This is a genomic window from Pseudomonas fluorescens Q2-87 (genome assembly GCF_000281895.1).
Lineage (GTDB): Bacteria > Pseudomonadota > Gammaproteobacteria > Pseudomonadales > Pseudomonadaceae > Aquipseudomonas > Aquipseudomonas fluorescens_S.
This window is the reverse complement of sequence record NZ_CM001558.1, coordinates 1,986,009-1,998,808: the sequence shown is the minus strand read 5'-3', so window position 1 is coordinate 1,998,808 and position 12,800 is coordinate 1,986,009. Positions and strand designations below refer to the sequence as shown.

General features: G+C 62.4%; 9 protein-coding genes and 1 pseudogene. 3 read left to right on the top strand and 7 right to left on the bottom strand.

Annotation, left to right across the window (positions count from 1 at the left end; genetic code table 11):
• The first annotated feature begins 175 nt into the window (after positions 1–175).
• On the top strand, positions 176–679 hold the full coding sequence (locus PFLQ2_RS18640; RefSeq protein WP_003179921.1) for a peptidylprolyl isomerase: 504 nt from the start codon (positions 176–178) through the stop codon (positions 677–679).
• Positions 676–1,443, top strand: a complete 768-nt coding sequence (locus PFLQ2_RS18645; RefSeq protein ID WP_003179920.1) for a UDP-2,3-diacylglucosamine diphosphatase — start codon at positions 676–678, stop codon at positions 1,441–1,443. The genes PFLQ2_RS18640 and PFLQ2_RS18645 overlap by 4 nt, the downstream gene beginning before the upstream one ends.
• Before the next feature lie 119 nt (positions 1,444–1,562).
• On the opposite strand, the gene PFLQ2_RS18650 is transcribed toward PFLQ2_RS18645, so the two are convergent.
• From PFLQ2_RS18650 to PFLQ2_RS18665, 4 genes are all read right to left on the bottom strand, one after another.
• Positions 1,563–3,092, bottom strand: coding sequence for a DHA2 family efflux MFS transporter permease subunit (locus PFLQ2_RS18650; RefSeq protein ID WP_003179918.1), 1,530 nt, complete (start codon positions 3,090–3,092; stop codon positions 1,563–1,565).
• A 193-nt stretch (positions 3,093–3,285) separates the two neighbouring features.
• Positions 3,286–4,485, bottom strand: a complete 1,200-nt coding sequence (locus PFLQ2_RS18655) for an efflux RND transporter periplasmic adaptor subunit (RefSeq protein WP_003179916.1) — start codon at positions 4,483–4,485, stop codon at positions 3,286–3,288.
• Positions 4,486–4,500: 15 nt separating this feature from the next.
• Positions 4,501–5,970: an efflux transporter outer membrane subunit gene (locus PFLQ2_RS18660; RefSeq protein ID WP_003179914.1), complete on the bottom strand. Its 1,470-nt coding sequence runs from the start codon at positions 5,968–5,970 to the stop codon at positions 4,501–4,503.
• Entirely contained in the window at positions 5,967–6,440 is a 474-nt protein-coding gene (locus PFLQ2_RS18665; protein ID WP_003179912.1) for a MarR family winged helix-turn-helix transcriptional regulator, read from the bottom strand. Before PFLQ2_RS18665 ends, PFLQ2_RS18660 begins: the two co-directional genes overlap by 4 nt.
• A 115-nt stretch (positions 6,441–6,555) precedes the next feature.
• On the opposite strand from PFLQ2_RS18665, the pseudogene PFLQ2_RS30605 reads away from it, so the two are divergent.
• A pseudogene (locus PFLQ2_RS30605) lies at positions 6,556–6,645 on the top strand (metal ABC transporter ATP-binding protein); the annotation flags it as partial.
• A gap of 17 nt (positions 6,646–6,662) precedes the next feature.
• Here PFLQ2_RS30605 and PFLQ2_RS18670 read toward each other — a convergent pair.
• From PFLQ2_RS18670 to PFLQ2_RS18680, 3 genes are all read right to left on the bottom strand, one after another.
• Positions 6,663–10,337, bottom strand: a complete 3,675-nt coding sequence (locus PFLQ2_RS18670; RefSeq protein ID WP_003179910.1) for a translocation/assembly module TamB domain-containing protein — start codon at positions 10,335–10,337, stop codon at positions 6,663–6,665.
• Positions 10,334–12,061 carry an autotransporter assembly complex protein TamA gene (locus PFLQ2_RS18675; protein ID WP_003179909.1) on the bottom strand — a complete coding sequence of 576 codons (1,728 nt, stop codon included), beginning with the start codon at positions 12,059–12,061 and terminating at the stop codon, positions 10,334–10,336. Before PFLQ2_RS18675 ends, PFLQ2_RS18670 begins: the two co-directional genes overlap by 4 nt.
• Before the next feature lie 65 nt (positions 12,062–12,126).
• Positions 12,127–12,777, bottom strand: a complete 651-nt coding sequence (locus tag PFLQ2_RS18680; protein ID WP_003179907.1) for a GNAT family N-acetyltransferase — start codon at positions 12,775–12,777, stop codon at positions 12,127–12,129.
• Between the last annotated feature and the right edge of the window lie 23 nt (positions 12,778–12,800).

The following is a 12,800-nucleotide window of genomic DNA, read 5'->3' as shown; positions in this document are numbered from 1 at the left end:
CAAGCACCTGACAGGCCAGGCCGGTAAACGATTGAATTTAATCGACGGTCAGATGAAAAACAGCCTCGAAATTCGCGCATGGCGCGCTAAACTGCCCAGCCTGGCCGATTACAGCCAGACCGGTTGCGGGCGTCAAAGCCCCGAAACCCACGAATTCCTTGAAAGAGTACCGATCATGACTCAAGTCAAACTGACCACCAACCACGGCGACATCGTCCTGGAACTGAACGCCGAGAAGGCACCGCTGACCGTTGCCAACTTCCTCGAATACGTCAAGGCCGGCCATTACGAAAACACCGTTTTCCACCGTGTCATCGGTAACTTCATGATCCAGGGCGGCGGTTTCGAGCCAGGCATGAAAGAAAAGAAAGACAAGCGCCCGAGCATCCAGAACGAAGCGGACAACGGCTTGCCGAACGAAAAATACAGCGTCGCCATGGCCCGTACCATGGAGCCGCATTCGGCCTCCGCGCAATTCTTCATCAACGTGGCCGACAACAGCTTCCTGAACCACAGCAGCAAGACCACCCAGGGCTGGGGCTACGCAGTGTTCGGCAAAGTGGTCGAAGGCACTGACGTCGTCGACAAGATCAAGGGTGTCTCCACCACTTCCAAGGCGGGCCACCAGGACGTCCCGGCAGAAGACGTGATCATCGAGAAAGCCGAGATCATTGAGTGATACTGCTGATTTCAGACTTGCATCTGGAAGAGGAGCGCCCGGACATTACCCGGGCGTTTCTGGATTTACTCGCCACACGCGCCCGCTCGGCGCAAGCGTTGTACATTCTGGGCGACTTTTTCGAAGCCTGGATCGGCGACGATGCCATGACCCCGTTCCAGCGCTCCATCTGCCAGGCCCTGCGCGAGTTGAGCGACAGCGGCACGGCCATTTTCCTGATGCACGGCAATCGCGACTTCATGCTGGGGCAGGCTTTCTGCAAGGCGGCCGGCTGCACCCTGCTCAAGGACCCGAGTGTCGTGCAGTTCAAGGGTGAACCGGTGCTGCTGATGCACGGCGACAGCCTCTGCACCCGGGACGAAGGCTACATGAAACTGCGGCGCTGGCTGCGCAACCCGGTCACGCTGTTCATCCTGCGCCACCTGCCCCTGGCCAGCCGCCAGAAGCTGGCGCGCAAGCTGCGCAGCGAAAGTCGCGCGCAGACGCGGATGAAAGCCAACGACATTGTCGACGTCACGCCAGAAGAGGTCCCGCGGATCATGCAGCAATACGGGGTGAAGACCCTGGTCCACGGCCACACCCACCGTCCCGCCATTCATAAGCTGCAACTGGGCGAGCACGCTGCCCGGCGCATTGTGCTGGGGGACTGGGACAAGCAAGGCTGGGCCTTGCAGGTGGATGAACAGGGGTTTGCGCTGGCGCCGTTCGGGTTTACCCCGCCGCCGCAGCTGCCAGCACCTGACACAATTTCCAGCCCAACCTGAATTCCCTGTGGGAGCGGGCTTGCTCGCGAAAGGGCCTTCACATTCAACATCATGGTTGACTGTCAGGCCGCCTTCGCGAGCAAGCCCGCTCCCACAGGAGATTGCATTTCACCTCGCGATCAGTGCCCCGCCGATGCCGGCCCCGCCTTCGCCGCAAACGGCGGCTTCGCCAGCCATACCAGCACGATCAGCCCCACGAACGCCCATCCCAGCAACGTGAAGTAATCCACGGTGGAGAGCATGTACGCCTGGCTGGTGAGGATCCGGTCGAGTTGGGCATAGGCCGGGGTACTGGCGCCGCCGAGCTGGTTGAGCGCCTCGCGGGTGGCCGGTTCGAAGGTGCTGATGCTTTCGCTCAGGTAGGCATGGTGCTGATCAGCCCGACGGATCCAGATCCAGGTGGTCAGGGACGCGGCGAAGCTACCGCCCAAGGTCCGCAGAAATGTTGCCAGCCCCGCGCCATCGGCAATCTGGTGCGGTGGCAGGTCCGACATCAGGATGCTCAGGGTCGGCATGAAGAACAGCGCCACGCCAATGCCCATGAACAACTGCACCAGGGCGACGTGCTGGAAATCCACTTCATTGGTGAACCCGGCGCGCATGAAGCAACTCAGGCCCATGGCGAGGAACGCCAGCCCGGCCAGCAGACGCAGGTCGAACTTATGCGCGTACTTGCCGACGAAGGGCGACATTACCACCGGCAGGATCCCGATGGGCGCCACCGCCAGCCCGGCCCAGGTGGCGGTGTAGCCCATCTGGGTCTGCAACCACTGCGGCAGGATCAGGTTGATGCCGAAGAAACCGGCGTAGCCCCCCACCAGCACAAGGGTGCCGATGCGAAAGTTGCGGTAGGCAAACAGCCGGAGATTGACCACCGGGTGGCGGTCGGTCATTTCCCAAATCACGAAAACCGCCAGGGCGACCAACGAGATCAGCGCACCGACAATGATGAAGTTCGATTCGAACCAGTCCAGGTCGTTGCCCTTGTCGAGAATCACCTGGAGCGCGCCGACCCCGATGATCAGCATGATCAACCCGACGTAGTCCATCGGCTGTCGGCTGGTGACCACCGGCCGCGCCTTGAGTTGCTGCTTCACCACCATCGCCGCGAAGACCCCGATGGGCACGTTGATGAAGAAGATCCACGGCCAGCTATAGCTGTCGGTGATCCAGCCGCCCAAAATCGGCCCGGCGATCGGGGCCACCACCGTGACCATCGCCAGTAACGCGAGGGCCATGCCGCGCTTGGCCGGCGGATACACGGCAATCAACAAGGTCTGGGTCATCGGGTACAACGGCCCGGCCACCAACCCCTGCAACACACGAAAGCCAATCAGTTCCGGCATCGAGGTGGAAATACCGCACAGGAACGACGCGAGCACGAACAACATGGTCGCCCACAAGAACAGCTTCACCTCGCCGAACCGACGGCTCAGCCATCCGGTCAGCGGAAGCGCAATGGCGTTGCTCACCGCAAACGAGGTGATGACCCAAGTGCCCTGCTCCGAGCTGACACCCAAGTTCCCGGAAATGGTCGGCAAGGCGACGTTGGCGATGGTGGTGTCGAGCACCTGCATAAACGTCGCCAGCGACAGCCCGATGGTGCTGAGCAACAGGCTGGGCGGCGTGAAGGACGCGTTATTGCTCATTGCGAAATCCTATGAAGCGAAGGTGGCGAAATCGTTTGGCTCACAACGCAAAACCTGTGGGAGCGGGGTTGCTCGCGAAGGCGATTCCACATTCAACATTTGTGTTGGCTGATACAGCGCATTCGCGAGCAAGCCCGCTCCCACAGGGGTTTTTCACCATCCTGCTAATGCAAAGACCAGCCTGCGATACTGACTAGCGCTGCACCGTCTTACTGGCAACCGCGCTGTTTTCATGGATCAGCCGCGTGATCATCGCGTCGGCGTCGGCCAGTTGCCGGTCGTAGACCTGGGTGCTGAACGAGGCTTTCTGCGGTGGCTGCTGGGCCAGTACCGGGCCGCTCTGGTCATGCAGGTTGACGCTGACCTGGGTCGACAGGCCGATGCGCAGCGGGTGCTTGGCCAATTCCTGTGGGTTGATATGAATCCGCACCGGCACCCGCTGGACGATCTTGATCCAGTTCCCCGTGGCGTTCTGTGCCGGCAGCAAGGCAAATGCGCTGCCGGTCCCGGCGCCGAGGCTGTCGATGGTGCCGCTGTATTTCACATCGCTGCCGTACAGGTCGGCCTCGATGTCCACCGGCTGGCCGATGCGCATGTCACGCAGTTGGGTTTCCTTGAAGTTGGCGTCGATCCACAACTGGTCCAGCGGGATCACCGCCATCAGCGCCGTACCCGGCTGCACCCGTTGGCCCAGTTGCACGGTGCGCTTGGCGACATAACCGGTGACCGGTGCGATCAGCGTGGCACGAGCGTTGGCCAGGTACGCCTGGCGCAATTGCGCGGCGGCGGACTGCACGTCGGGGTGGGACGACACGACGGTGTCATCCACCAGCGCGCTGGTGGTCTTGAGTTGTTGCCGGGCATTGGCCAGGGCGTTCTGCGCCGAGGTCAGGTCGTCGCGGGCATGGGACAGTTCCTCCTGGGAAATCGCCCCGCCGGCCGCCAGGTTCTTGCGTCGGCTGTAGTTTTCCTGGGCCTTTTGCACCTCGGCCTCTTGCGCGTTGACCTGCGCCCGCATGCCGTCGACGTTGCTGTACAAGCCGCGCACCTGGCGCACCGTGCGGGCCAGGTTGGCCTGGGCACTTTGCAGCCCGACTTCGGCATCGTTGGGATCGAACTGCACCAGCACCTGGCCTTCACGCACCAGGTCACCGTCGTCGGCACCGATGCTCACCACGGTGCCGGTGACTTGCGGCGTGATTTCCACCACGTTGCCGTTCACGTAGGCATCGTCGGTGCTTTCGCTCCAGCGCCCATAGAGTTCATGCCAGGCCCAGACACCCAGGCCGGCGAGAATGACCAGCAGCGCCAGGGTTCCCAGCATCACCTTGCGCTTGCGCGAATTCTTGCTGTCTTGGGCGTGTTCGGATTGAGTCGTTTCGGCAGTAGCCATGACAAGTACCTCGAATCAGTTATTCGGCGCAGTGGAGGCCGGTGTGGCCGCGGCCAAGGCCTGGGTATCGAAACCACCGCCCAGGGCCTGCATCAGTTGGATCGACAAATCGATCTGCTCGGCATTCAGGTTCGCCAGTTGGCGCTGGGCCTGGAGCAGTTGCTGCTCGATGCTCAGCACGTCCAGGTAATTACCGATGCCCGAGCCGTAGCGCTGGACCACGGTGTCGTAAGAGTTCTGGGCAATATCGGTGGCATGTTGCTGGGCGCCGATCTGGCGGGCGATGTCGCGCAACTGGTTGATGGTGTCGCTGACATCCCCAAGCGCCCTGACCAGGCTCTGGTTGTATTGCGCCACCGCCAGGTCATAGTCGGCATCCCGGGCATCCAGGTCCGCCCGCAGGCGTCCGCCGTCGAAGATCGGCAGCGACACCGTGGGCGCCACGTTGAAGAACCGGCTGGCCGAGCCGAACATCGCATCTCCAAGCAAGGACCGTGTTCCCGCCGCCGCACTCAGGTTGAGATTGGGGTAGAAATTGGTCTTGCCGGCCTCGATGTTCTTGCTGGCCGCCTCGACTCGCCAGCGTGCCGCGACCAGGTCCGGACGCCGACCCAGCAACTCGGCTGGCAGGTTCGACGGCAACGCCACTGCGCTGGCCTGCAACACGTTGGGCCGGGCAATTTCATTGCCGCGGTCCGGGCCCTTGCCCAGCAATACAGCCAGGGCGATTTTCGCGCTCTGCAGACGTTTTTCCGCGTCGATGCGCGTCGCATCGGCGCTGGCTTCCAGGCTTTCGGTCTGCTGGAACTGGTACTCGCTGTCGATCCCGGCATTCAGGCGACGCCTGCCCAGGTCGAGCATCTGCCGCGTGCGCTTGAGGTCCTCGGAAGCCAAGTCATAAATGATATGGGCCTGGCCCAGGTCGCTGTAGGCCCGGGCCACATCGGCGGCGAGAGTCAGTTGCGCGGCCTGGCGGTCGATCTCGGCGGCACGGGCCTGGCCCAACGCGGCCTCCCAGGCAGCACGCTGGCCGCCCCAGAGATCGAAGTTGTAGTTGAAATCCACACCCAGCGTGCGCAGGGTGCTGTATGCCCCGCCCTGCCCGCTCGGGTCCTGGTCACGGGACAGACGCGAACGGCTGACGCCACCACTGGCGTCCAGTGTCGGCATGCGCGCCGCATTGGCCGCATAGGCAGCGGCACTGGCCTGATGAACCCGGGCGCTGGCGACCTGCATGTCCGGACTGTCGCGCAATGCTTCACGGATCAGACCATCGAGTTGCGGATCGCCAAGGCTTTTCCACCAGTCGCTTTTCGGCCACGCCGCCGGCGACAGCGTGACGCCGTTCAACGACTGCCCGGCCTTGAGGCTCTGGGCCTGGAGGCTGATACCCTCGGTCTTCAGGCCACTGTAGCTGGCGCAGCCGGCCAGGCTCATGGCCAGCAGCACCAGGCTCAATTGGGTACGCAAGGTTCTACGCTTCATTTCTCCCCCATTCGCGACACAGTGATGGGGTCACCCGCGGCGAGCAGAATTTTCTTAAGGATCTGTTCGAGGATTTTCAGCTCCTCGGGGCTGATGGCGCCGGCCAACTGGTTCATGGCTTGGGCGCCGATGTACGGCAGGCGATCAGCGAGGGCCTGGCCGGCCTCGGTCAGCACCAGGCGCACTTGACGGCGGTCCTGGGCGGAACGCTCGCGGACGAGGAAACCTTTCTGTTCCAGGCGATCGAGCATCCGCGTCATCGAACCGCTGTCCAGGGACAGGTAGCGACACAGCTCGGCCGGCGTCTCGATACCGTACTGGGCCATGATGATCAGGACCTTGAACTGCGCGGCGGTGATGCCGACGGGTTCCATGTGGGTATCGATGATCCGATCCTTGAGCAGCGCAGTGCGTCCGAGCAGCATGCCGAGATGGCAATTGTGAAAGTTGTCTGGCGTGAAATGCTTCATCTGATCACCGTTTGCTGCCTAGGCAGTGAATGTATGTCGAGATATTACTGCTTAGGCAGCAAATGTCAAATAAATAGTTAGCTTGCTACTAACTGACAGACAAACGTAGAGAAATGTGGGAGCGGGCTTGCTCGCGAAGGCGTTAGATCAGTCAACTCATCTGTTGAATGACACACCGCATTCGCGAGCAAGCCCGCTCCCACAATGATGTGGTGGAAGGGTTCAGAAATCGCGCTTGTAGAAGATATCCAGCGAACTGGCGACGCCGCTGGCGGCCTCCAGATAGACCTTCTTGCTGAGCTTGTAGCGCAGGGCAATGGTGTTGGCCGGCTCGAACACACCGACGCCATAACGCAAGCTGAGTTTCTCCGACAGATTACCGCTGGCGACCACGCTGGTGGCCTCGCCGCTGCCCTGGGTGTCGAGCTGGAAATCCTCGATCCCCAGATTATTGGCAAGGCTGGTGGTCACGCCCGAGCTCCCCATCAACCCCAGGCCCAACGCCGCCTGGGCGAGCATGTTGTTGTCTTCGCCCGTGGTACTCAGCGGCCGGCCCAGCACCAGGTAGGACAAGGCCTGCTCCTGGCTCATCGCCGGTTCCGAGAAAATCTGCGTGGTCGGCTGCTCGGCGCTGCCGCTCAGGCGGATGCCGGCGATTACATCGTCGGTCTGGCGGATCGCTTCGATGTCCAGGTACGGCTGATCGATGGGCCCGGCGAACAGCAGCCGTGCCCGACGCACCGTCAGCCGTTGCCCATAGGCCCGGTAACGACCGTCGTTGAGCCAGAGTTCGCCACGGGTGTCGAGGTTGTCGCCGATGTGCACCTGGCCCTGCACGTTGGCCGTCAGCCCAAACCCGGAAAAAGCCAGTTTCTCTTGGCCGACGATCACATCGATGTCCATCGCCATGGCGATCGGTGTCTTGCCCTCCTCGGTCTGGTGGCCGACGATCACCGTGTCATCCGACACCTTGACGGTAGACGGCGGCAACTCACGGACGGTGATCTCGCCCTTGGGCACCAAGACCTTGCCAGCAATCGAAAGCCGCTCGCCGTGCATCGTGATGTTGAGGTCGGGCGCCACGTCCAGTACCGCATACGGCTCGACCGTGACCGGCAGTTGCGAGCCCTTGAGCGCCAGGTCCAGGGACAGGGCCTCGCCCCAGCCAATATTCCCCTTCAGCGTGCCCTGCCCGCTCTTGCCGCTTTTCCAGTCGCCATCCAACCGTACCGTTTCCCCGGCAATCATTGCCCGCACCTGCAAGGCTTCGAGGCTGACCGGCAGTTCAGGGCCCGACATTTCACCGTCGCTGAGCGTCAGGTTGCCGTTGACCTGGGGCTCAAGCAAACCACCGGACAAGGTGCCACTGCCATTCAGATGGCCGGTCAGGGTTTCCACCATCGGCACGAACGGCCGAGCCACGGATAGGTCCAGGCCGGTCAGGCGGAACGAACCGCTCAACGGCTTGCTGGCCGGCAGTGGGTTGATCTGCGCTTGAAGCATCAATTCGCCAAGCCTGGCGCCGACGAAATCCAGGCGGGTGTCGATGCGTTTCGGCGTCAGGCGGCTGTCGAGCGTCAAGGTCTGGTACGGGAAGTCCAGCCACTGTTCCTTGTCCCGGATCCGCAGGGTCCCGCCGCTGGCATCCACCAAAATCTGGCCATTTGGCCCGCTGGCCGGCAGGTCCAATTGCAGGTCGGCATTGAGGCGGCCCTGCCAGGCGAAATCCTTGGGCATCCACTGGGCCAGGCTTTCGATGGGGAACTGCTTGAGGTGATAACGCAGCTTGGGCTCCGGCATCAGGCGCTGGTCTTCACCACACAGGCTGGCCGGGCCTGAACGCCAGAAATGGGCGCCGATGTTGAGTGTACCGTTGGCCAGGCGTTCCAGCTTCGCCGGGGCTTGCAGGCGCCAATCCTGACCGCCGGCCTGGACCTCGCCACTGGCCAGGCGCCCGCGCCAGTTGCCTTGGTCGAGCATGCCGTCGAGCACCAGGCTGGTGTCGAGTTGCGGCCCTTGCAGGTCCAGGCTGAGTTTTTGCTGGCGGATGTCGCCCTGCCCGCTTACCGTCAGCACGCCCAGCGAGGTTTCACCGGCGCGGATGCCGCTGGCCTTGAGATCGACTTTGCCCCGTTGCGCACTGTCGAGCGTCGCGTCCAGATTAAGGCTTTGCAGGTGATTGTCCTGGAATGCCAGCTGCGAGCCTTGCAGGCCGAGCTTGCCTTGGGGCGCCTTCAGCGTACCGGCCACGTCGACACGACCGATGACCTGCCCGCGCAATTGCGGCCAGAGCTGGGCCAGGCGCGCAAGCTTGATGTCGATCTGGCCGGTGAGCTTCTGTTGCAGGCTGCCAGTGCCGCTGATGCGGTTGTCGCCCAGGCGGATGTCCAGGGCGCTGAGGTTCCACTGCTCGCCGGTGCCGCTGGCCTTGGCCTGGAACAACGCCGGTTGGCCGCGCAGTTTGCCCTTGAGGTCCAGGTCTGCGTCGAGGCTGAGGGCACCGTTTTGCACCGACCCTTTGCTGCGCAACGGCCCGGCCAACGTACCGGGCAATTCACCAAGCCAGTACGCCGGGTTGATCGCCGACAATTGCAGCGCCGTGTCCCAGGCGATGCCGTTGGCAAACTGCAGGTCCACGTGTCCTTCGGCCTTGCCTTGCCCTGCGGTGAGCTTGAGTTCTGGCAAATGCACTTGCGTCAGGTCGCCGCTGAATGGGCTGCCCAGGCTGAAAGCACCGGCAGGACCGTCCAGCGCCGCCTGAAAGTTGCCCAGGTATTTGCCATCGGTGTACGAAACTTCCCCGGCGAAACTGCGCAGCGTTACTTGGGGCTCGTCGATCAGCGGATAAAGGCGATGCCAGGGAAAATCCAGCCACGCCACGTTCGCATCGGCGCTCAGGCCTTCACGCCAGTCCAACTGGCCGGTGAGCTTCAGGCTCTGCTGGTCGCCGGCATCAAGATCCAGGCCGGCGATCTGTGCGCCATTGGCGTCGACTGTTCCTTGCAGATGCAGCGCCACCGGCCCTCTCTCGGCCGGTAGCGTTGCCTTGCCGAGCAATTGGTAGCCGTTTTTCAGATCGCCATCGCCGGTCAATTCAAGCTGATTGAGCACCAGCGTGTCCGGCAGGTCGGCGCTGGCCTTGAAGCCGTCGGCGGTGATGCGCACCTTGGCCGGCAGGTTGTCGGCGAGCGGTTGCAGCTCACCGACCAAGTGGCCTTGCAGGTAGCCGCTGCTGTCGGCGTTGAGGTGGAGGGTCTTGAGCAGATCGCCATCGACTTTCAGATCCAGGGCCCACGGCGTGGCGCCCGGTGCCGGCAAGGTGAGCTGACCTTCAGCATGCAAAGGCCAATCGCCGCCCGGCTTCAACAACCCGGACAGCTTCAGACTCAGCTCGTCACGCTGCAATTGCACCGAGTCGATCTGCAAGCCCTCGGTGGTCCAGTGGGCGGCCAGTTGCAAGCCTTTGAGCTGTTCGCTGCCGTTGAACAACAAGCTGCCAATCTGCACGTCGCCCAATTCGATGGCGATCGGCAAATCCAGGTCGGGCAAGGTGACGGGGCCGCTGCTTGGCTCATCGGCAGACTCAGGCAATTGCAGACTGACCGTGTCGGCCTTGAGCTGATCGATGCACAACGTCATGCGCGCCAGGCACAGCGGCGACCAGGCGAAGATCAGCCGATCCAGCTCCACTCGACTGGCGTCCTGCTCCCACAACAGGTGATCGGCGCTCCATTGCCCGCCCAATCGTCCCTGGAAATTCTCCACCCTCAGGCCAGGCACAAGGCCCAGGGCCCAACGGCTGCCAAAGCTCGTCCCCAGCACGGTGCTTAACGCCAGTACCGCCACCACCAGCAAACCAGCCAGCGCCAGTAGTGTTCTTTTCAAACCACGCTTCACAGCTCGGGCCCCATGGAAAAGTGCAATCGAATGCCGCCCTCGTCGTCCAGCGCATGGGCCAGGTCGAGGCGGATCGGGCCCACTGGCGACACCCAGCGCACGCCAACGCCTACGCCGGTCTTGAGGCTCGGCAGTTCAAGGCTATTGAAGGAGTTGCCTTGATCAACGAATGTCGCCACCCGCCATTTTTCCGCGATTGAATATTGATACTCGAGGCTGCCGGCGATCATGTAGCGCCCGCCGATACGGTCGCCCTCGGAATTCTCCGGCGACAGGCTCTGGTAGTCATAACCGCGCACGCTCTGGTCGCCCCCGGCAAAAAAGCGCAGGGACGGCGGGATCGATCTATAGCCATTGGTAGCGCTGCCGCCGACCTGGGCCCGGGCCAGCAGGCGATGTTTGTCGAACACCGTGGTCAGGCCCTTGACCATGGCGGTGCCATATACAAGGTTGTTGTCCGACCCGAGCCCCTCCTTGGCCACCTTGGTGTCGAACTGCAGGCGATAGCCGTTGTGCGGATCGATGCGGTTATCGCTGCGCAAGTAGGAATAGCTGAGGCCCGGCATCAGCAATGTGCTCAGGCCCGAGTCGTCACCGAGGCGGTATTCCTCACGCTGCCACTTGAGCGAGACCACCCGCTGCCAGCCGCTGGACAACTTGCTGTGCCATTCCGGGCCCACGGTCAGCAGCTTGCTGAGAGTGTCGGTGTCGGCCAGTTCTTCATATTGATAACCGCCGGCGTAGCGCATCTTATCGGTCAGCGGCGGGTCGAGCGGCACGTCGTACCACAGGCCGACGTTCTGCCGGGGCGCCGACACCTCCGTCTCCCAGCCGTAACTGTGGCCCTGGGCATTGACCCAGTGGCGCGTCCAGTTGGCCTTGGCGCGCGGGCCGACATCGGTGGAAAACCCCAGGCCCAGGCCCATGGTGCGCGGCTTGCGAGTGTCGAGCTTGACCGCCACCGGGATCACGTTGTCTGTCGCTGCACTGGGCGCCGCGTCCACCCGGACACCTTCGAAATAACCGCTCGATTGCAGGGCCTGGTTGAGCTCGGCAATCAGTTCGGAGTCATACGCGGTACCTGCCTTGAACGGCACCATGCGTTGCAGCAGGTCTTCATCTATTGGGGTATCGCCTTCGAAGTGCACCGGGCCCAGGGTATAACGCGGGCCGCTGTCGTAGATCAACTCGATGTCGGCGATACCCGCCTGGGGATCCACCCTCAATTTCTGGCTGACGAACCGCCCGCTGAAAAACCCGTAGCGCGAGGCCTGGTTCTGGATCAGCCGCTTGGCGTCTTCATAGCGACCATGGTTGAGCACCGCGCCCGGCTTGAGGGCGGCGTTATCGGGTAAGCGAAAAGACTTGAGGGAAGCTGCAGGGCCGTCGACACGCAGGGTGACATTGCGCAGGTGCACAGGCTCGCCGGGGTCGATGGTCAGGATCAGCCGTGGGGTCTTGCCGCCCTTGACCTCGCTGTCGATCTGCGGCTGGTAATAGCCCAGCGCCTGGGCGGCCTTGCGCGCCTGCTCTTCGGCGCCGCGACTGAAGCGCTGCAAGGCCTCCTCGTCACGATCACCCACGCCACCGATGTAGCCCTCTACGTTGGCCTTGAGTGCGTCGTCGGAAGGTTTGACCCGTACATCCAATTCACTTTGTGCCAGCGCCACACAGCTGAGGGACAGCAAGAGCGCGCCACTGGTCATTCGTCCTGGGAAATTCATGGCGCGGATGCTATCACGAGCTTGGGAGCCTGATAGAGCCGGACAGATCCTAAAAGTTCGCCCGATTATGCCGTTGCGCTTTGCAGGACCTGCGGATTGGGATGAAAGAACACATGCTCGCGGATCGGTCCTACTGCCACTTCACCGATTTCCTCATAGCCCTGGCGTTTATAGAATTCCAGATAACGCGGGTTGCCGGTGTCCAGCACCACGCCCTGGGAATGTTCGTCCACCGCGCACCAATTGTGCACTGCCTCAAGTAATTGTTCGCCAAAATGCTGGCCCTGGAATTGAGGATGGACCCCCAGCAACGGCAACACGTGGACGGAATCCGACGGCAGGCACGCAACTACCGCTGCGTGATAATCCAGGTAGCGCCGGGTGCAGCGAAAACCGGTGCTCAACACCATGCGCAAGCGCCAGGCCCAGCTTTCGGTAATGCCTAGGCGTCGTTGTGGTGGGGCGATCAGGGCGATGCCGATCAGGCGATCGTTAACCAGCAGGCCGATGGCCGGCAGGTCCTGGAGAAAATGCTGCTTGACCAGTTCACGCACCGTAGCCCGTACCCGCTGTTCATAACCGGGCCGTTCGGACTCGAACAAGAAGCTGAACGTCGGCTCATGGCGATACGCCTGGTACAGCAATGAACGCGCTTCGCGGGAATAACCGCTGTCGAGCATATGGATGTCGGCAATCGCGGTGGCGGTTTCAGGCATGACGTTGGATCTCCTGGGGCGAG